Source organism: Actinokineospora sp. (assembly GCF_050699995.1).
GTDB lineage: Bacteria > Actinomycetota > Actinomycetes > Mycobacteriales > Pseudonocardiaceae > Actinokineospora.
In genome coordinates this window covers 1-18547 of the sequence record NZ_JBOHGC010000144.1, presented here as the reverse complement: position 1 = coordinate 18547, position 18547 = coordinate 1, and the positions used below count along the sequence as shown (strand labels likewise).

Genomic DNA, 18547 nt, shown 5'->3' with positions numbered 1-18547 from the left:
CCAACCGCCCTCCGCGCGGGCGGCTTCGGTGATCAGGATGCCGGTGAACGGCAGGCCGGTTGGGTGATACTGGACGAACTCCATGTCCTTGAGCGGCGCGCCCGCCCGATAGGCCAGCGCCATCCCGTCGCCGGTCTTGATGTTGGCGTTGGTGGTGAACGGGAACACCCGGCCACAACCGCCGGTGCAGACGATCACCGCGTCGGCGACGATGGTCTCCATCGCCCCGGTGGTCAGCTCGATGGCGACCAATCCCCGGACCCGGCCGTCGTCCACCAGCAGCCTGGTGACGAACCACTCGTCGTAGCGCACGAGGCCGGAGTAGGAAAGGGCCGTCTGGAACAGCGTGTGCAGCAGGTGAAAGCCCGTCTTGTCGGCGGCGAACCAGGTGCGCTTCTTCTTCATCCCGCCGAACGCCCGAACGGCGATCCGCCCGTCGCGCGTGCGGCTCCAGGGGCAACCCCAATGCTCCAGCTGCAGAAGCTCGCGACGGGCCTCGACGACGAACGCCTCGACCGCGTCCTGGTCGCACAGCCAGTCGCTCCCGGAGACCGTGTCGTAGATGTGCTCGTCGAACGAGTCGTCGTCGCCTGCGACTCCGGCCGCCCCGCCCTCCGCGGACACGGTGTGGCTGCGCATCGGGTAGACCTTCGACACGACCGCCACGCTCAGCCGGGGGTTGGCCTGCGCGATGGCGATGGCCGCGCGCAGGCCCGCACCACCGCCGCCGACGATCACGACATTGTGGAATGCCCCCATCGCTCAGGCCTCGTGGTCGGAGCTGTGCTCGTCGCGGAGGACCTTTCCGTCGTGCCGGACGACCTTCATGCGGATGCTGCCGTCGTGATAGACGTGGCGGATCCGGCGGCAACCGCACGAGTACCGCAGATCGTCGATGCTCAGGCCCTCGTCGTCGTTCTCCTGGTGCCGCATCCCGTCGTGCAGCTTGCCGCAGGGCGCCTTCTCCTCAGCGAAATGAGCGGTCGACACGAGCATCGGCCACCTCCTCGTGGGGTGGTTGGCCGCGCTTTTGATGAATCGAGGCCGGATCACACCGAGCACGGCCACGGCGGACATATGTGATCCAACTCACATCAGGGTACGCCGTCGCGGCTCGTACTCAAGGCCGGACTGAGTGGACGGAGACAGCCAGCGAGCACCTTCACCAACGCTCGCATCTGACAACGACGAGACCAACGCGAACTCCGCGAGCCTGACCCTTGAGTTCGTCGCCCACATCGACAAGATCATCGACCGCGCCCACCCCGCCCAGACCAAGGCGCTCATCGATGGCCGCGTCGCCGAAGTCAAGATCACTGGACCAAACCAGGTCATCCCGATCTTCCGCATCCCACAACCGCGCGCGGCGGCAGACGATCATGCCCAGGGCGCTCGGGAATCCGACGACGAGCCCAAGGATCCGGTTTGCACAATGGTGAAGATGGTGGGGCGGGTGGGGCTCGAACCCACGGCCAAGGGATTATGAGTCCCCGGATATGGCCCGAGCAGTATGGAATCTGCTGGTCAGAGCAACCTAGGGGCTGCTTTGTCTGTCTGCCTTGCAGTCATCTGGCTGCTGTTTGCAGTCATCTCCGCAGTCATTGAGATTCGGTCTCGGCCGACACCGTGAGGGTCGAGCGGGCAGCTAACAGCACTGCACCACCGCCCATGACCCCCCACCATGCCGCGCGCAGTTCCTTCTTGAGGTCCTTCTGGTCGTGCAACGTGCGCCCGATGTCTTGTTCGACCGCGGTGATCAGCTCGACGTCGATGGGCCTGGGGATTCGTGGGCGGTCTGCCATGAGCTCTTGTAGTTCGGTTTCTCCTGCCTCGGCCTTCCAAGAGGTGGCGAAGGCGACCGCCGCCGCCCGCGCGGCGTGGGCGATCACGGCGACCTCTTCTGGACTGAGTTCGGGCGTGTTCGGCGTACGCCTGGTGAACGCGGCGGCCAGCTCGGCCTTGCCGAAAGTCCACAGGCGATCGGCCTCGTAGACGAGTTCTTCGGACTGGTTGTGGCCGCTCACGGCCTCGATACCGACCAGCGTGACTCGAACGCCGTAGTCTTGGACGCTTCGGACGCCTTCATGCAGGTCCTCGTCGCCGCTGATGAGAACTACGTCGGACACGGCACCATGCTGAGCGAGGGTGATCATGTCTCGGTAGATCAGGGCGTCGACGCCCTTCTGCTGGTTCTGACCGTTGAGCCTGCCCAATCTCAGCTTGACGTCGTCCATAGCCGCGATGGTTCGCTGCTCCGCAGTGCGGATCCCGTCACGAGCCGCGTCGTACCAGTAGGCGCGCAACACTGGCACGTCGAGCTCAAGTCGAACCCGCGCTTGAAGGCGCGTCAGTACCGTCTGAGGGGCAAGTTCAACGTCCGCACGTGAGCGGGTTCCACAGCAGAGTTGGCCTCCTGCTGCGTAGAGGTAGCCAGCATCGACCATGATCACGCAGCGGGTCATGTGTTTCCTTTCGGAACAAAAAGGGCCACCCCGGAGGGTGGCCCTTGGCCACTCAAGAGAGTGACCAGGCAAAATGCGCTTTCGCGCTCTCCCAGTGTCCCTGACCGCGGCGTCCGAGTCAAACGAGTCGAGCAGTGCGGCGACGACGTCGACTCTTGCTCAGATGTGCCATTGGTGTCCACAGTCAAGGCAAGTGGCGATGCCAGCGAGTACGAAGTAGCTCCAATGAGTGCAGGCCATCGGGTTTCACCTCCCGACCCTCGAACTGCGGCGGCCTTCGCTAGCGAGCTGGTCGAGAAGTTCCTCGACGGCGTCGATCGTGGAGAACACGCCGCGCGAGTGATCGGACAGGGTTCCGTCGGCGTCGCTGGTGGCGGCGTTCCTGAGCGAGTTGAGGAACGGGAGCAGCACGTTGGCGGGGATTGTGTGGCGGCTGGCTTCGGCGCGAACCATGGGGTTGAGGTGGTCGCGCTGCCATTCGTCGTACGCAGCTTCTTCACCGGCGTCGGTGGGCGGGTGTTCGGGGGTGCCGTGCCAGCCGCAGGAACAGGCGGCGACGAACGCGGTGTGCGTGTCGTGCGGGTAGCGGTCGGACCATTCGCCGTTGCTGAATTCCCCGTCGGGCATCTTGCGGTCGGCGAACCCTTCGTGCCGGGGGCGTCGATCTGCTCGGCGTACGGGCCGCAGTAGACGGTTCCCATGTCATGCGCTCCTGGTGGTGTCGTGGTCGTCGTTGAGGACGGCGCGGTAAGGGGCGGTGTCGGTGTAGCGGTGGCCGTACTGCTCGGCGCGTTCGATGTGGGCGAGGAACTCGGCGCGGGCGGCCTCGGCGGTGGTGTTGGTGACGGCGGCGACCTCGCGCCAGGTGGCCCCGGCTTCGCGGGCTGCGCGAACGGCGTGCCAGCGCCACCCGGCCAGCAGGGTCGACGCCTCGTAGTTGGCGGCGACAGCGTCCAGGGCGGCGACCGGCTGTGGGTCGATAAGCTTCTCGATCCGGGCGACCTTGCCGGTGTCGCCGCCGCGGTGGGCGATGGCCGCGGCGCGGGTGAGCATGTCGTGGGTGCTCCACTTCTCCCAGGTCTCGAACAGCTCGGGCATGGTTGGCCCGGGCGCGGGCGTCGCCGCCAAGGGCGCAGTCCCGTTCGGCTGTGCGATCACGGCGGCGGTGAGGGTCATCTCGGTGTCCTTCCGGTGCTGACTGGGGGCTTTTGCTTTGGGTCTGCGGCCTTTGGGCCGGTGGTCTGGTCCCCCGCCCTCGGGGGCCTGACCGCGGGCGCAGGCCACCACGGCGCAGAGAGGCTCGCGGTCAAAGGGGCGGCTTGCCGCATCGCGCAGCGACGCCCGAAGGGCGCCCTTTACCGGGAGACGCGCCGTGGTAGCCGGACTTGTGTGCACCCGATTAGGCGAGTGGCTACGTTTGTCGCGTCAAAAGGGCTTTGCGCGGCCGAAGGCCGACCAATTCCCGACCGCCAGGGAGGGTGTCCCTTTCCCTGGTCGTGCAACGGATCTGCTCGTGTCGGTGCCTCGTGCGACCATCGGAGTTATGGAGCTGACGGCTTCGCACTTCGACAAGATCCCGGCGGGCAACCTGCGGGTGCCGCGGGTGGAGTTCGCGCGGGTGTGGCTGGCTGCGGAACGCCACCAGGACGCGCACCCGACGGATTGGCGCAACGCGGGTGTGGTGATGACGTGCCGGTGGCTGGCGGGTGCCAGCGTTCGCCCGGAGACGGGGCCTTGGTTCATGGCCGCCGCGCCGGTGACCAGTCGGACCGGGATTGCCTACGAGGAAGTCATCGTTGACGAATGCCTGGCCGCGGAGAAGCTGGCCATGCGCCGCCCGGTGCCGTCCTGGCTGGAAAGCCGGCCGGGCTGGATCGAGGCGATCGTAACCACGCTCAACTGGGCGTGGCGCCGCTCCGGCGTCCCACCCATCGACGTCCCGCCTACTGGCTGAACCGTTCACCACGCACCGCCGCGGGTGAGTGCGTCGTCGTCGCGGGCGAGTTCCTCGGCGGCGGCCTGGGCGGCGTCGTCGGCTGCCCACCGGGCGAGTTGCTCGGCGCGGGCCTCGTCGGCTGCGCGCTGCTGCTCGGCCTCCTGGCGGGCGTTGATCTCGGCGAGTGCCCGCTGAGCGCGGGCGATCGTCTCGGCGGTCTCGTCCGCGCTCGGCACACGCACATGGTCGACTTCCTCGACCGGCGGTTCAGTCTCGGCGATGACCCGCACGTCCTCGACGGCGGTCTCAGCGGCATCGGGGTGCGGCTCGCGTTCGACGGCGGCTAGGTCCTCGGCGCGCTGCGCGGTGACGTCGACGAGATCGGTCTCGGCCACGACGTCGCGCTCGACGTCCTCGGCGGCGGTGGCCTCGGCGTGCGCGGCTAGCCATTCCTCGGCGGTGGTCGGCTCGTCGCCTCGCCCATCGGCGGCGCGGCGGGCTTGGAGTTCGGCCGCTGCGCGGTCGTGGGCGGCGCGGGTTGCCGCGGTGTGGGCAAGCCATGTCCCGCGGGCGTCTTCGGCGTCGGCGAGTAGGGCGGCCCTGCCGTCGAGCACGTCGGCGAGTGCCTGTGCCTCGGCGGCTTCGGCTTCGAGTTGCTGCCGGGTGGCCTCATCGGCGGCGGCTTCGGCTTCGGCGCGGCGGATGGCGCTGGTCTGGCGGTGCTGGTTCGCGGCCTGACGGGTGCCGGCGAGTTCCTCGCCGACGTACTTCGGCGCCCACACGGTTTCGCGTTGGTAGGCGCGGATACGCATGTGGAGCTGGCCGTCACTCATCTCCAGTTCGTCGCGGTCGACCTCGGGCCGGTCGAGTGCGCGCCATGCCGCGCGCCAGGAGGCGTAGGCGTCGACCTGCCCGGCCTTGGGGGCCACGCCGAGCGCTTCGGCGGGATCGGTGTGCCCGGTGAGTTCGCGGTGAGCGGCGATCATCCCGGCCCGGCGGACCCATTCCGGGCGCAGGTCGACGTCAGTCGGCGGCTCACCGAGTGACTCGATCGCCCATTGTGGACACTCGACGGCGACGTGTGCGCCGAGTTCGTCGCGGCGAGCGTCGGCTCGCGCGGCGAGCGTGTTCAGGTAGGCCTGCCACTGCGGGTCGTCGACCTGGGGTGTCCACTCGGCGTAGGAGTCGCCGCGCGAGTCGAGTGAGACGGCGTCGGTGATGCGGTGGTGCAGCACGTTGGCCAGCTGGCGGGCACCGGCAAGGGGGCGGCAGGTGACCGCGTCGTGCAGGACCTGGCGGGGGTCGTGCCCGGCCAGTTCGGCGCGGCGCAGCAACCGGGTCAGGGTGGGACCGGCGTCCTCGGCGGCCAGGCGCTGCCGGTCGTTGACGGTGAGGTGACCCGCGTCGGCGAGTTCATCGAGCCAACGCGTGGTGCGCCCGGCGGTGGCCAGGTCGATCGCGTCGGCGAGCAGCTCCGCGGGGGTCCGCACGGAGTCCATCGCTTCGGCGGACTCGACGGCTGTGGCCAAGGCGGACTTGGCCGGGTTGGCGGCCTCCATCGTCATCGCGAGCACCGCGGCCGGTGTGCGGTGCACGGCTTGCAGGGCGGCACCGTCGGGCGCGTCGGCGGGCACACTGCGGGTGACAACGTGCGCGGTGTTGCCGAATGCGCCACGGGTGAGCATCACGTACTGGGCTTCGGCGCTGGTCGCGGGCGTGATCACGGGGTGGCTGGTGTAGACCGTCATGCCCTGGTCGGCGTTGACGGTGGACGCGTAGCCAAGTGCGACGTGTTCGGCGACGTACCCGGCGGGCAGCGTGATCCGCTCGCCCTGGCGGTCGACGACCATGGACCCGTCGGGGCGGGTCTCGACCACCGTGTACAGCTCACGATTGAGCGGGGCGCGGCCGTTGCCGTCGTGGCCGATCAGATGCCAGGCGTTCTGGCGGGCCTGCACGACGTCGCCGACCCCGGCGAACGTGCCTTGCAACCCCAGGGGCACACCGTGTTCGGCGACCCGACCGAGCCGCACGAGTTCGGCGCGCATCTCCCCGGACAGGCGCGCGGCCTGCTCGTTGGTGTCGACGATCAATAGCGACTGCTTGCCGTCGAGGGTGTCGGCGAGCCAGGCGCGGGCGGCGGACGCCTCGGCCTCGGCGACGGTCCCGCCGTCGATCAGGCGACCGTGGCGGTGGTACTCGGCGAGCACCGTTTGGTCCCCGGCGCGCAGCCGCAGGGACGCGGCTTTCTCCCAGTCGGCAACGAATCGGCGGGCGTCGGTGAGTTCGTAGCTGGTGCCCGCGGCGGCGATCAGCTCCATGGCCCCGGCCGCGCCGACGGCGGCGAGCTGGCGGTGATCACCGGAGAGCAGCGGCTTGGCGCCCGCGGCGGCGACGTGGTCGAGAATCTCCGCGACGGCGGGTGTGTCGGCCATGGCGGACTCGTCGATCACGACCAAGTCCCCCGCGCGCAGCCGCCACGACGCGTCGTCGCCGAACGGACGCCCCTGCGCGAGGCGGCGTTGGGTACCGAGCCAGGACGCGATGTTGCGGGCCTCCAGCCCCTCACCGGCCAGGACTTCGGTGGCGATCTGGCTGGTCGCGAGACCGACTACCCGGCGGTGCTGCCCGTCCCACAGGGACGGGTCGGTCCACGCCTTGGCGATCACTCCGACCACGAACGACTTACCGGTGCCGGCGGGGCCGACGAGGGATTCGACGGCGGCACCGGAGGTGAGGACGCCGCGCACGGCGGCGGCCTGGTCGACACCGAGTTCGATCCCGTGGCGGGCGGCGAGATCGTTGACGAACCCGTCGACGGTGTCGGCGGCCAGGGCGGGGGCGCCGCCTCGGGTGGCCGCGGCGACCAACGTCCGCTCGGTGTGGATGTGCTCGGGCGTGGCGTAGAGCTTGCGGCCCGGTGCGTCGTACACCGAGCTGCCGTTGGCCAACCGCAGCTCGGCGGGTAGCTCCACCTCGCCCGGCCGCTGGGTGTCCAGCGGCACCGCCAAGGCGAGCGCCTCCGCGGTCAACCCGTCCAGCAGGGCGGTCACCTGCTCGCCGGACAGATCACCGAGCCGGTCGGGCAGCGCGTCGCTGATCGCGCGGGTCAGGTCCGGCGCGGTCCACGCGGCCTTGGTCTCCTGCACGGCGGCGAGCGCCGCCTCGATCACCTCGGCCGGAGCCCACGCCTGCGCCTGCGGGGCCTGGCCCGCGATGTCCAACACGGTGTCGGCAACCGCGGCCAGGCCCCCGGCGACCTCGGCGCGCAACTCCCGGTCCCACCGGTCCAACCGGGCCTCGACGGTCTCGCCGTCGTGTGCCTTCGCCTTGCGGGTGGCGAAGGTGGCCTGGCGCTGCAACCGGTCCAGCTCCAGCGAGTTCGGCTCGCGCCCGAACTTGGTCTCGAACGCGGTCACCAGGTCAGCGGTCTTCTTCGTGATCGCCCGGCGGCGGGAGCTGAACAGGTCCATCACGGCCTGGTCGACGCCGACGACCTCGCGGGCCTTGCCGTCCGGGCGGGCCGCGAACCGCACCCCGAGGGCACGGGCCAGGTGTTCCTCGGTGGTGCGCTCCCCCACCGCCGCGGCCGCGCCCCTGTGCGCGTAGAGACCACGCCCGTCCAGAGTCCGCCACTGCCCGTCAGCGCCCTGCACCCGGTTGAGGATCGCGTTGTGAATGTGCAGCTGCGGGTCGTGGTTGCGGGAGTCGTGCTGGAAGAACGACGCCACGACCCAATCGTGAGCGTCGGAGAAGCGACCCGCGGCTCCGCCGTGGTGCCCGACACGGGAGTACCCGGCGCGCTCGGACAGGTAGTCCAGCGCGGCCTGGTTCCCGGCCCAGATGGCGTCCTCGACGGCCTGCCTGTGCGCCGCCCACGAGCGGGCGGCGGCTTCGGCGTCCAACCGTTGCGCATCGGTGGACGCTGCGGCGGCCAACCGTTCAGCGGCGACCTGCTGCGCCTCGAACGCTGTATGCAGAACGGTCACCGACTTCTGAACACTGAACGTGGCGTCCAAAAAGCTCACGTTCCGTCGCGCCCGTTTAGCCGACTCCAACCGCAACGCCTCGCGGCGTTCGGCATCACCGTCCGGCTCGGCGTCCAACGCTGCGGCGTACAACTCCTCTGCCGACTGGTACGCGCGTCCAGCGTGTCCAAGGGTGGACGCGTCATCCCACTGGGTCGGGTTCTTGAACCCAGGGTCGCGGGGGTCGATGAACCGCTCGTACAACGCGGTCATGTCCTGGGTGTCCACCAACCCGCTCAACCCGAGCGCCTCGGCACCCCGGCCGAACCAACGGCCCGGCGGCTCGCCAGCGGCGACCGCACCCGTGTAGTAGTTCTCCCGGCCAGCCGCCACCGCGTCGGTCAGATACGACGCGGAGTGTCCACTTGAGATGGTTAGCATGGCGACCACCGCCCCGAAACGCCGTCAGGCGTTTCCGCAGGCCGCGCAAGCGGACGCGACCACAGGATCGTGATGCATAGGTGTGTACTACTGCTCTGGTCCTTGTTCTTGTCTTGAAAACTGGTCTGGCTACATGTGCTGGGCTTCTTCGTGCTCAAGGTGAGTGGCTTAACTAGGTTCGTCATGAGGAGTTCCTGAGCTGGTTCTCGTCGTCGACTAGATGAAGATCGGCGGGCTTGTCCCGAAGCTCTTGCAGGGCGGTTCCGGCGGTTCCTCGGGAGACCTGGGCCGTGTTCACGAGTTCGGTGACGGTGGGCAGGTGTCCGGTGCGGTGGTGGTGGCTGCGGGCGGCAGCCCGCGCCCGGTCCTTGGCCGGTGAGGTGGACGGCTGCACCATGACCGGCTGAACACGCGGGCGCGCCGCGACCGCAGGCTGCTCGACCGTCGCGGGCTCGGCGGCGACCGCCGCGAACTGGACGTCGGCCTGAACACCCGGCCGGACGGCCGACTGGACATCGGATTGGACAGCCGATTGGACGGCGGGCTGAACGGCCGATTGAACGGCCGATCGGGCGGCGGGCTGGACGGCGGGCTGGACGTCCGGGTGTGCGGTTGCGGTTGCACTCTCGGCGGCAGGCTCCCAGGGGGACGCCTGGTCGAGCGTGGCCAGCTCGCCGACGTGCTTGACCACGGCCAGCTCAGCGAGCATCCGAGCACGGGACATCGGGTCGTGGGCGATGTCGGAACTGCGCAGCGCGCGGTTGATCCGCCGCTGACGGATCTTCGGGAACCTGCCCTCCGGGGAGGTGATCAGCCACGCCAGCCGCCGCGCGGCCCGGTCGCGAGTCAGCATGATCGCGTCGCGACCATCGTTGGCCAGACCCAGCCGCGAGAGCAGCCGTTCCCGCAGCTCGGCGACGAGCTTGCCCCACGTGGTCATCCTGTCCGGGTTGGCCCGAAGCACCTCGATCTTCAACGCCCGGTGCAGCGCCCAGATCCCCACGACCGGCCCCAGTCCGACCCGGGCCACGGCCGGGCCGAAGTCCGAGACCTGAAACGCGGTGAACGCGCTGAACGAGGCCAACACCCACATGAACACCCGCGACCCGTGATCTGGCACGCCATGGTTCTTGACGCTGGCGTGCATCGCGAACCCGGCCGCGAGCAGCAACACCTCGATGACGGCGAACAGGAAGATCCGCTCAGGCACGGACTCGATCCCCACCACGTCACGGAAGAACCGCCAGGACGTGTCAGCGCTAAACCCCAGCGCCATAGCCGCACCCAGGTAGTACAGGCCGGACCCGGACGGGGTCTCGTCCCTGTCCTCACGCTTGGCACGCCACTCCCGGACAAGCCGGACCGCGACCCGAACAGCCGGCAACAGCAGCAATCCGGCCACAATGGACCCGACCGCCCATACCCAGACCGCGGGCGACAGACCGCCCACCCAGGTCATCACGTTCTTCATTTCTCGTCCCCTGCCTGATCGGTGCGGCGGTTCTCGTTGGTGCTCATCGCGGGCTGTTCGGTGTCAGTGGTCGGCGCGTGGGCGCGGGTGAGGGCGTCGACGACGCGCTCGATCACCACGGCCAAGGGCTCGGGGTCGCGGTCGGTGTCGGTGCTCATCGGCGGTTCCCCCAGGTGCTCGGCGCGGGCGTGGCCGCGGCCAGGTGGGCATCGGTGGGTTCAGGCGCGGGTGCGGTGCGGGCGGTGCCCCACCAGGTGACGATCGCTTCGGCGGCCTCAACCAACGGCACCCTCGGCGCGGGCTGCGGGCTGGTGTGGTTCTCCAGCGAGCACGTCCCGATCGCGGTCTTGATCCGCCGTACGACACCGGGCCGGTAGCGGTCGTGCCAGTCCCCCGCGGCCGTGGCGGAGGCGTTCTCGTCCTCGTAGGCGGCGATCCACGTGTGCATCAACCACACGAGTTCCTCGACCACCTCCGGGTGCCACAGCCAGCAGTCCGACAAGCTCGCGGCGGCGTCGGCGTAACGCAGGTACACCGCGCACAGCCACGTGAGCAGCTCGTCGAGCACCTCGGCCACGGCGTCCGCGTCGGAGGGCAGACTCAGCCACGACGGGGCCACAACCTTGTCCGCAGGCCCTTTCCGCGCAGTGGCCTGGGCCAACTCGTCGAGCTGCCCGGCGAGTTTGTGCAGCTGCACGGCGTGCGCGTCCTGCACGGGTGCGGCCTTGCGGATCGCGCGGCGCAGGGTCTCGACCTCGCGGGCCAGACCGGCGACCGCGCTGGTGTTGGCGTACTCGGCGTGGGTGTGGTCGGTGGTCATGCTGCGCCTCCCGTCTGGTCGTTGGGGCAGCCGAATGGGGAGCAGCCCATGTCGGCGTCCGGGTCGTCGTCGGGGTCGGTGAGCCCGGCCTCGGTGTCGGCGATCGCGTCCAACAGGTCGGTTTGCCTGGAGCCCCACTCGGGTCGGGTCACGTGATCGATCGGGGCGGCGCCGAGCGGGCGGCACGACTCGTGCAGGTAGAAGTTGCCGGGCAGGTCGGTGCCTTTGGCGGTGGCGTGCGCGTACCCGGCCCGAATGGCGTGGTCGAAGGCGACCGCGTCGGCCCAACTCGTGGTGTCGGTGTCGCGCATGCGCCGCCACCCGGCGTTGCGGCGGAACGGGCAGCCCACGCACGCCGATTTCGGGGTGGACCCGAACCCGTTGCTACGCAGGTAACGCACGCAGTCCGAGCGCTGCCACCCCTCGCGACCGTCGGCGGCACCGTCGAGCCACAACAGCGGGTGCTCGTGCCGCGAGTAGCCCACGCGGGAGTCCTTGGCCCGGTGGAACTCATCACGGCTGATACCGATCGAGCTGTTGACATGGCGGCCGCGGGGAACCCGATCGGGTCGCCCGTTGGCCTTGTCCCGGGCACCGAGCAGGCGGCGCACCGCTTCCTGAATCGGGCGGATCTTGTACTCGGCGGTGCACTGGCGGCGGCCGATTCCCTTGCCACCATCAGGGTTGCGCACGTGCAGCGGCATCGACGCGAACCGCTTGCCCGGGTCCAGGGCGTCGGCGCGGATGTTGCCCACCGACACCCGCAGGATCGGTATCCCGGCCGGGGCCGCGACTTCCCGCTCGATCCGATCCAGGTGCGCGTACACGGCGGCGGGCTCCCACCCGGTGTCCGCCATGATCGCCACGTCGAACCGGGGAATCCGCCCCTCGGCGGCCAAGAGCAGCAGCGTGGTCGACTGCACCCCGGCACCCAGGTTCAACACACGCGGGACGGCGCTCATCGGGCCGACCTCCCGTCGCTGGCCGTATCCCGACGCGCACAGTCGGGGCACCAGGCGCGGGCGGTGGCGACGTCGACCCGCCAACCGCACTGGGCGGCGGCCTGGGCGAGCAACGGCCAGTCGCGGTAGTGGCACGGCTGGGTGGTGGTGTGCGGGTCCAGCGGGCACTCGCACCCGGTGCAGGTGGCGGTCCAGCACGAGAACGGCAGGGCCACCACCCGCCACCGGTCCGGGTCCTGCGCCTGGCGGCGCAGGAGGTCGGCGGCGAACCGACTCGGGCAGTGCGGGTACCCGGCGCGGTGATCGAGCCCGGACCCGATAGGGCCGATGGCCCAACACGTGGTGAGGTGGATGGTCATCGGGTCCACGGCCCCTCGCTGCGGGTCGCCGTCTCCACATCAGCCGGGGCCTCGGCGCGGCGGGCGCGGACCTCGTCGACCCTCGCCCCGGCCGTGTCCATCACCCGGGCGAACGCCACGGCCGCCCGGTCGCGCCACGACTCGAACCGTTCGATGCGGTCCATCCACCGGGCGGCCCGACGCGCGTCCTTGACGTCGCGGCGCTTCCACGCCATCTCGACCTTGCCCACCGCCGGGGCCATCCCCCGGCGGATCACAACCACGTTCCCGGCGGGCAACTGCGCGATCTGCCCCGGCGAGAGGACCGGGACACGCCGGTTCGTCGTCGACGTCACCCGGCCGTCCGCGCCGATGGTGTCGACGTCCTCGTCCCGCTCACCGGTCAACGTGGAATAGGCGTTGAGGTCGTCCGAATCGCGGGTACCACCGAAGATCAGCACGGTCGCGGAGTTGTTCATGATCGCCGCCGCCCCGGTGTCACCCCACCGGGCGCGCAGCTGCGCGCGGGACTGCGCGGCGATGTGGATCGGCACACCCCGCCCACCCATGTCGGCGGTCCAGTTGTCCAACGGGATCGGGCAGATCAGCGCGGCCTCGTCCAGGGCGAGCGTGAGCGGCGGGTCGAGCCTGCCGCCGGGCTGAAACCCGGCCAGCCTGCGGGCCTCCCGGGCGATGTGCCCAGTCAGGGCCGTCACCAGGGGCGCGGTGCGGGCGTCCTCCGCGCCCAACATGTAAACAGTGCCGCGCTCATCGAGCAGCGCCTCGACGTCGAACCCGCCGCCCTCAGCGGCCTTCGCCGCAGTCGCGTCAGTCATCCAGTCGAGCGCGGGCATGATCGTGGTGGTGATCGACGAACGGGTGCGTTCGTTGGTGGACATGAACTGCAACGCGTTGGACTCCCACGCCTGGTCCTTCTGCCGCCGCAGGTACCGCGTCACCTCGGCGGCGGAGTTCTCCGGGTCAGCCACCCACGCCAGCACATCGCGCATCGACCGCTCACCCAAGGCGGCGGCGAACATCAACGCGCCCAAGGCACGGCGGGCCTGCCCCGCCCAGAACTCCCGATCACTGTCCCCACTGCCCGACGCCGACACCCCGGACAGCAGGTCCGCGGCGCGAGCGGCCGCCACCACCGGATCGGTGCACCCGGCCAGCGGGTTAAAGGTGATCGTCGACGGCAGCTCGCCGACCCCGGCCGGGTTGAACACGTGAAGCGGGCCGACACGCTCACGCACCGGGCCGGTGAGATCGATCAAATCCGTGCGGGTCGACGTGGCAATCACCGCACCCGGCGCGTCCAGAATCCGGCACGCGAGTTCGCCGGTCTTACCGGTACGCGGCCCACCGAACCGCAGAGTGACGTCCTCGACGAGCGACCAAATCCGGAAAATCCCAACACGAGCCACCGGGGTAGCGAACTCACGGATCGGGGTACGCCACCGGCGCCACCACGACACCTCACGCAACGACGGCCGCACCACCGCCGCACGCCGCCGAACAGCGAACCACGACGCGGTGCGCAGGATCGCCCACGGCGACGCCACACCGGTGTTACGACGCGACTTACGCGACCACCGGTTCACCACCTGCGCCGACCCACGATGCGAGTACCACCACGACACGGCAACCGCGACCGCGGCGAGGACTCCGCCGATCGACAGCACGACGCGCAGGTTGAGACCGACCGTGCTCGTGGGCACCACGTCCGAACCGAGCCAGAACCCCACCGCCGCAATGAACGCGGTGAGCGCCAGCAGTCGAGCCCGGATGATCTTTGTCTGTCCGACAAGTGCACCGACGACCAACGCGGCGCCAGCGGCAACAGCCCAGGCACCGAAGCGGACACCGTCAGCCCACTGCGGCGTGTCCATCGCGACCAAACCGGCCGCACCTACGACCATGCCAACGCCGCACGCCTTCAACGTTCCCTGCGCGCTCATGCCACACCACCGGCAAAACGCTGGGCGGCGGTCCACTCGGCGGCGTCAACGCAGGTGGACGCGTCGTCCGCCTCCTCGAGCAGCCGCTCGATGGCGCTTGCGGGGATGACGTACCGGCCCTTCGTACGGCCAAGTCGCATTACGACCGCGGGGAATCCGTCGGCCTGGATCAGCCTGTACAGGAACTCCTGCGAAATGCTGAGCAGCGCGGCGGCCTCGGGCACCGAGTAACTCGGCACTCCCTTGAGGCGCTTACGCATCGCGTTCGCCAGAGCGGCGGCCCTGAGCGAGTCGCGCCGGTTGCCCATGCTGTTGAGATCTTCTTCGACCGGTTCGCCGGTCCTTGCTGCGTTCGTACGCATCTGGGACTCCATGGGTGGATGTGTTGCGAGAGCGGGGATGCAGCCCCACTCGTCGCTCCTGGGTCGCCAGCGGTGCGGTCACGTCATGTCGTTGTGGACAGTCGGCCGGTTCGCTGACAACACCAACACTCCCGGCAAACAAGCCACTGATTCGTGACGATCTGTCACGCGGCAACACATCCAGACAATACATGCTGAGTTTGTATTGTGCGATCAAGGCACTAGAAACACACCGAACGGAGTATCAGCGCCAGTTGCCGCTACCGGGCCGCGCGCCCTTCCAGTTCATGATCGTCTGGGGTCGCCAAAGCTGTGTACGACCGAGCTTGTGATCGGGCTCGGGCATCTGGCCCCGGTTACGGTAGGAACTGATCGTCGAGACCCGGACGCCCAGGTAGGCGGCTACATCCGACGTCGTCCACCACTCGGCGGACGGGTCCGGCGGCGAGTCGGTCATGCTCGGCTCACCGCCTGCCACGCGTCGGCGAGGATCTCGTCGAGCGTCGATCGCGCTGGCTTCCAATTCAGCTCGGCCTCGGCCCGCGCGGGATCGGCAACGAGTGTCGGCGGCTCGGCGGCGGGCGGACGATACACCAGGGGGATGTGACGTCCTGTCACACGCTCGGCTGCGGCCACCACATCCATGACGCTCGACCCCATCCCGCTGCCGATGTTGTAGCGCCTGACCTCGCCAATCGGCGGCACATGCTCGACGGCCGCGACGAACGCGGCGGCGGCGTCGTCGACGTGCAGGAGGTCGCGAACGGCCGATCCGTCGCCATTGACCTTCAGGCTCGACGACGCCCCTGCCGCGGCGGCGAGCACGCGCGGGACGAGCCGGGTCGGGTCGGGGTCGACTCCGCCGGCGACGTTGAACAGCCGCACGATCACCGCGCCCACCGCGCCGCTGCGGGCCTGCCACTCGACGGCCAACTCGGCGGCCCGCTTGCTCGCGGCGTACGGGTGCGGGATGTCATCGGCTAGGTCCTCGTTCATCGGCTGCGTCTCCGGGGATCCGTAGATCGCGCCGGTCGACGCCAGGACCAGGCGGCCGACTCCACGCGCGGCCATGGCTGCCAACAGGTTCGCGGTTCCGGCTGCGTTGACCTGAAAGAACCGGGCGGGCTCCTGCCAGGACTCGCGGGCGCGGGTCATGCCCGCCAGGTGCACGACGGCGTCGACCTGGTCCAGCGGCGCAAGCAGCGATTCGGGCACGAGAACGTCGCCGACGTGCGTCTCGACCTCGTCGGGCTCGACGGCCTGGTGCACGAGCGCCACCGGCGTGTGCCCGGCCTTCCGCAAGGCGGCGACGGTCGCCCGGCCGACGTATCCACCGGCACCTGTAACCAACACCCGCACGCCGCGCTCCCTACTCGCCCAGGATCAGGGCTCGATGCTTCCACGTCAGCGCGATACACGCGGCCGCGGCACTCGCGAGTGGTTCGTCGGTCTGCACCTTCCGAACGTTGCGCCGATTCCACGCGATGCCCACTGAGCCCTCGTCGGACGGTTAAAGGTCACCCTCGGCATTGCGCGAGACCATGCCTTTGAACGCCACATCGAACACGTCGGACTCGATCACGGTCACGGTCAGAATCTCGCCAGCGGGCACGAGAGGATCGATGCCGACACCGAGACACCACGGCCGGACCTTGCCCGCGCGGCGACCTTCGTTCAGAGTGCGGAAGGGCTCCTCGGCGTAGTAGTCGATCGGAGCGCCGCTACTGCCGTCGTGCTCCGGGTTGCCGAGCATCTCCTCCGAGTACTCGCGCAGGATGCTGCGCCAGATATCGAAGTCCCCGGCCATGTTCCACGGCGCGATACCCGACGGCTGGAACACACCCGCCGGGATCACGTGAGACGTTCCGCCCGCCACGGCAACGTGCGCGCTTCCCCTGCGATGCAAGAAGAACGAGTCACCCTCGGGCGCTCGGCGAATCGTGAGAGTGTTGACACTCGGCAGGATCGTCCGTCGCTGGAAGTCGAACAGATCGCCTACGTGCTGCCGGAACGGGAGAGCGTCGAGCGTGACCTTCTCGTCAAGGTCCTTCCGGCTGGCCCACGCCGCGGCGATCTCGTGCGCCATGACCTCGCACGTGTCGATCATGTCGAAATAGGTGGTGTACCCGAACCGCATGTGCCCGCCCGACGGATCCCAGCTGAGGCCAAGCAGGCGGTACGAACCGCGGTTCTCGAACAGGCTCGGCTTCGCGAGTGCGCGGATCGCCTGGCTGTAACGGTTGTACGGCTGCCCGTCCTGACCCTGGCCGCGGTACCTGGTCGCCTCGGGTGCCGTTCCGGTGATCTGCGGCGGCGGCGCGGACTCGCCGACCCACGACAGCTCGATGGCGTTGAGGTCGACGGGCTGTTCGGGCATCCAACCGGGGACCGTGATGCAGGTCGTCCCCTCGATACGGATCGGATCCCAGTAGAGATCGGCGGCGGCCTTGGACAGCGCGTGGCGGTTGCGGTTGAGCACCTGCCGGGTCGCCTTCCACCGCTCGTTTACGTCACTAGCCAGGCCGTCGTCAGCGGCCGCCTCGTCCGGCTCGTCCATCAGGCCAAAGGTCGACGGCGAAAGATCCATCGCCGCCGCGAACCGGCGCAGCTGCGTCACGTCGTGGCACTTGCGCGCGCCACTGACGTACTTCGACACCAACGTGCGGTCAACGCCAAGGACCACGGCCATCTCGCCGTGCGTTGCGACATCGTGAGCACGCATGTAGGTCTTGATCACGTCGCCAAGATTCGACCCGTCGGTAGGGCGGTTGACTGTCGGCACGGCGTTCCTCCCGTTGTGGAGATCACCACCGAGCGTACGACGTGCGGCTTCTCGGCAACGTGCCATACACGCACCGCGCCCCGAAAGCGCGCAGGCGTAGCCTAAGAACGCGTCTGGGACTCCACCCGATGCAGGCCCAGGACGTGGGATGCAGCCCGGCGTCCTGGGCCACATTCCCGGACCGCCGATCACATCAAAGCTGCTCGCGGCCGGGACGACTCGGTCGGGTGATTCGACTTCCGAGGATGTCCGCGGCGTTGCGATCGGACTCACCCACCCATGCCGCGTATACGCGGAGCGTGGTGGCTCCACCTCCACCGTGACCAAGGCGTCCCGCGACCGTTCGCAGGTCGACACCTGCTGTGATCAGCTCGGTTGCCGAATAGTGCCGCAGGGCGTGTAGGTGAGAGTCGATGCCGATGGCCGCGCACATGTTGGCATAGCGGTGGCTCACGGCATCGGGGTGGTAAGGACGGTCTCGGCTGGGCTCGTGGGAGAACAGGTATGCGTCGTCGTGCGGCTTGATCTCGACCGATTTGGCTATCTGCTCGTACCGCTGACGGTGTTCCTTCAGCACCTCGACCGTCTCGGCGTCGAGTGAGATCCTGCGCTCCTGGTGGGTCTTGGTCGACTTCTCGTAGGACTTACCGCGGGCTCGGAGGTAGTTCCGCTGGACCTTGAGAGTCCGGCCCTTGAGGTCGAAGTGGCTCCAACGCAATCCGAGAACCTCGGCGCGGCGTAAGCCGGTCACCATCACCAGCCATACCAACGTGCCCCAGTCCTCGTCCTGCTCCCACGCCGCGGCGAGGATCTGCCCGGCCTGCTCGACCGTCGGCGGATTGGGCTGCGGAACCGGCTGGCGCGGCTTCTGAGCCACCTCGGCCGGGTTAGTACTACAGCCGCAATGTGTCATGCTTGATGCGTTGTCGCTGGTAGTGGCTTCGGCGGGCTCTGGTTTGGTGGAGTCTGCGCCAGTGTGACCAGTGTTCGGTGTGTATTTCGGGGTGGGTTGGTCGGGCGAGGGTGGCCCAGAGTCGTCTGATT

19 protein-coding genes are annotated in these 18547 nt (G+C 69.1%); 2 read left to right on the top strand and 17 right to left on the bottom strand.

The features are described 5' to 3' along the window. The coding region (locus ACRDSQ_RS08545; protein WP_431420243.1) for an FAD-binding protein at positions 1-759 on the bottom strand (759 nt) is incomplete at its 3' end. Between the two features lie 3 nt (positions 760-762). Next, positions 763-996 (bottom strand): hypothetical protein, encoded by a 234-nt coding sequence (locus ACRDSQ_RS08540; protein ID WP_431420242.1) that lies wholly within the window; start codon positions 994-996, stop codon positions 763-765. A 139-nt stretch (positions 997-1135) separates the two neighbouring features. On the opposite strand from ACRDSQ_RS08540, the gene ACRDSQ_RS08535 reads away from it, so the two are divergent. Continuing rightward, positions 1136-1486: a hypothetical protein gene (locus ACRDSQ_RS08535; protein ID WP_431420241.1), complete on the top strand. Its 351-nt coding sequence runs from the start codon at positions 1136-1138 to the stop codon at positions 1484-1486. 112 nt (positions 1487-1598) lie between these two features. Here ACRDSQ_RS08535 and ACRDSQ_RS08530 read toward each other — a convergent pair whose 3' ends face one another. From ACRDSQ_RS08530 to ACRDSQ_RS08520, 3 genes are all read right to left on the bottom strand, one after another. Next, complete coding sequence (locus ACRDSQ_RS08530) at positions 1599-2462, bottom strand: NYN domain-containing protein (RefSeq protein ID WP_431420240.1); 864 nt, start codon at positions 2460-2462, stop codon at positions 1599-1601. Between the two features lie 246 nt (positions 2463-2708). Further along, positions 2709-3089: a hypothetical protein gene (locus tag ACRDSQ_RS08525; protein ID WP_431420238.1), complete on the bottom strand. Its 381-nt coding sequence runs from the start codon at positions 3087-3089 to the stop codon at positions 2709-2711. 75 nt (positions 3090-3164) lie between these two features. Beyond that, positions 3165-3638, bottom strand: a complete 474-nt coding sequence (locus ACRDSQ_RS08520; RefSeq protein ID WP_431420237.1) for a hypothetical protein — start codon at positions 3636-3638, stop codon at positions 3165-3167. A 367-nt stretch (positions 3639-4005) separates the two neighbouring features. Here ACRDSQ_RS08520 and ACRDSQ_RS08515 point away from each other — a divergent pair, with 367 nt between their 5' ends. Beyond that, positions 4006-4416, top strand: coding sequence for a hypothetical protein (locus ACRDSQ_RS08515; RefSeq protein WP_431420236.1), 411 nt, complete (start codon positions 4006-4008; stop codon positions 4414-4416). A gap of 5 nt (positions 4417-4421) precedes the next feature. Here the strand turns inward: ACRDSQ_RS08515 and mobF are convergent, their stop codons facing one another. The 12 genes from mobF to ACRDSQ_RS08455 all read right to left on the bottom strand — a co-directional run bounded on the left by mobF (position 4422) and on the right by ACRDSQ_RS08455 (position 18380). Beyond that, positions 4422-8807, bottom strand: a complete 4386-nt coding sequence (mobF, locus tag ACRDSQ_RS08510; protein ID WP_431420235.1) for a MobF family relaxase — start codon at positions 8805-8807, stop codon at positions 4422-4424. A gap of 181 nt (positions 8808-8988) precedes the next feature. Continuing rightward, positions 8989-10278 carry a hypothetical protein gene (locus ACRDSQ_RS08505; RefSeq protein WP_431420234.1) on the bottom strand — a complete coding sequence of 430 codons (1290 nt, stop codon included), beginning with the start codon at positions 10276-10278 and terminating at the stop codon, positions 8989-8991. Next, positions 10275-10436 (bottom strand): hypothetical protein, encoded by a 162-nt coding sequence (locus ACRDSQ_RS08500; protein WP_431420233.1) that lies wholly within the window; start codon positions 10434-10436, stop codon positions 10275-10277. The genes ACRDSQ_RS08505 and ACRDSQ_RS08500 overlap by 4 nt, the downstream gene beginning before the upstream one ends. Then, positions 10433-11098, bottom strand: a complete 666-nt coding sequence (locus ACRDSQ_RS08495) for a hypothetical protein (protein WP_431420231.1) — start codon at positions 11096-11098, stop codon at positions 10433-10435. Before ACRDSQ_RS08495 ends, ACRDSQ_RS08500 begins: the two co-directional genes overlap by 4 nt. After that, complete coding sequence (locus tag ACRDSQ_RS08490; protein ID WP_431420230.1) at positions 11095-12060, bottom strand: hypothetical protein; 966 nt, start codon at positions 12058-12060, stop codon at positions 11095-11097. The genes ACRDSQ_RS08495 and ACRDSQ_RS08490 overlap by 4 nt, the downstream gene beginning before the upstream one ends. Next, complete coding sequence (locus tag ACRDSQ_RS08485) at positions 12057-12419, bottom strand: hypothetical protein (RefSeq protein ID WP_431420228.1); 363 nt, start codon at positions 12417-12419, stop codon at positions 12057-12059. Before ACRDSQ_RS08485 ends, ACRDSQ_RS08490 begins: the two co-directional genes overlap by 4 nt. Next, on the bottom strand, positions 12416-14359 hold the full coding sequence (locus ACRDSQ_RS08480; protein ID WP_431420226.1) for a type IV secretory system conjugative DNA transfer family protein: 1944 nt from the start codon (positions 14357-14359) through the stop codon (positions 12416-12418). The genes ACRDSQ_RS08485 and ACRDSQ_RS08480 overlap by 4 nt, the downstream gene beginning before the upstream one ends. Further along, complete coding sequence (locus ACRDSQ_RS08475) at positions 14356-14721, bottom strand: helix-turn-helix domain-containing protein (RefSeq protein ID WP_431420224.1); 366 nt, start codon at positions 14719-14721, stop codon at positions 14356-14358. Before ACRDSQ_RS08475 ends, ACRDSQ_RS08480 begins: the two co-directional genes overlap by 4 nt. Before the next feature lie 244 nt (positions 14722-14965). After that, entirely contained in the window at positions 14966-15178 is a 213-nt protein-coding gene (locus ACRDSQ_RS08470; RefSeq protein WP_431420223.1) for a helix-turn-helix transcriptional regulator, read from the bottom strand. Next, on the bottom strand, positions 15175-16080 hold the full coding sequence (locus ACRDSQ_RS08465; protein WP_431420222.1) for an NAD-dependent epimerase/dehydratase family protein: 906 nt from the start codon (positions 16078-16080) through the stop codon (positions 15175-15177). Before ACRDSQ_RS08465 ends, ACRDSQ_RS08470 begins: the two co-directional genes overlap by 4 nt. A gap of 151 nt (positions 16081-16231) precedes the next feature. After that, positions 16232-17695 (bottom strand): helix-turn-helix domain-containing protein, encoded by a 1464-nt coding sequence (locus ACRDSQ_RS08460; RefSeq protein WP_431420220.1) that lies wholly within the window; start codon positions 17693-17695, stop codon positions 16232-16234. 1 nt (position 17696) lies between these two features. After that, positions 17697-18380, bottom strand: coding sequence for a tyrosine-type recombinase/integrase (locus ACRDSQ_RS08455; protein ID WP_431420218.1), 684 nt, complete (start codon positions 18378-18380; stop codon positions 17697-17699). Positions 18381-18547 lie beyond the last annotated feature (167 nt).

Bases quoted from the DNA above. Each gene is read 5' to 3' on its own strand.
- ACRDSQ_RS08485 (WP_431420228.1), bottom strand. From the start codon at position 12,419: ATGACCATCCACCTCACCACGTGTTGGGCCATCGGCCCTATCGGGTCC.
- ACRDSQ_RS08525 (WP_431420238.1), bottom strand. From the start codon at position 3,089: ATGCCCGACGGGGAATTCAGCAACGGCGAATGGTCCGACCGCTACCCG.
- ACRDSQ_RS08475 (WP_431420224.1), bottom strand. From the start codon at position 14,721: ATGCGTACGAACGCAGCAAGGACCGGCGAACCGGTCGAAGAAGATCTC.
- ACRDSQ_RS08540 (WP_431420242.1), bottom strand. From the start codon at position 996: ATGCTCGTGTCGACCGCTCATTTCGCTGAGGAGAAGGCGCCCTGCGGC.
- ACRDSQ_RS08500 (WP_431420233.1), bottom strand. From the start codon at position 10,436: ATGAGCACCGACACCGACCGCGACCCCGAGCCCTTGGCCGTGGTGATC.
- mobF (WP_431420235.1), bottom strand. From the start codon at position 8,807: ATGCTAACCATCTCAAGTGGACACTCCGCGTCGTATCTGACCGACGCG.
- ACRDSQ_RS08505 (WP_431420234.1), bottom strand. From the start codon at position 10,278: ATGAAGAACGTGATGACCTGGGTGGGCGGTCTGTCGCCCGCGGTCTGG.
- ACRDSQ_RS08470 (WP_431420223.1), bottom strand. From the start codon at position 15,178: ATGACCGACTCGCCGCCGGACCCGTCCGCCGAGTGGTGGACGACGTCG.
- ACRDSQ_RS08530 (WP_431420240.1), bottom strand. From the start codon at position 2,462: ATGACCCGCTGCGTGATCATGGTCGATGCTGGCTACCTCTACGCAGCA.
- ACRDSQ_RS08520 (WP_431420237.1), bottom strand. From the start codon at position 3,638: ATGACCCTCACCGCCGCCGTGATCGCACAGCCGAACGGGACTGCGCCC.
- ACRDSQ_RS08490 (WP_431420230.1), bottom strand. From the start codon at position 12,060: ATGAGCGCCGTCCCGCGTGTGTTGAACCTGGGTGCCGGGGTGCAGTCG.
- ACRDSQ_RS08495 (WP_431420231.1), bottom strand. From the start codon at position 11,098: ATGACCACCGACCACACCCACGCCGAGTACGCCAACACCAGCGCGGTC.
- ACRDSQ_RS08480 (WP_431420226.1), bottom strand. From the start codon at position 14,359: ATGAGCGCGCAGGGAACGTTGAAGGCGTGCGGCGTTGGCATGGTCGTA.
- ACRDSQ_RS08515 (WP_431420236.1), top strand. From the start codon at position 4,006: ATGGAGCTGACGGCTTCGCACTTCGACAAGATCCCGGCGGGCAACCTG.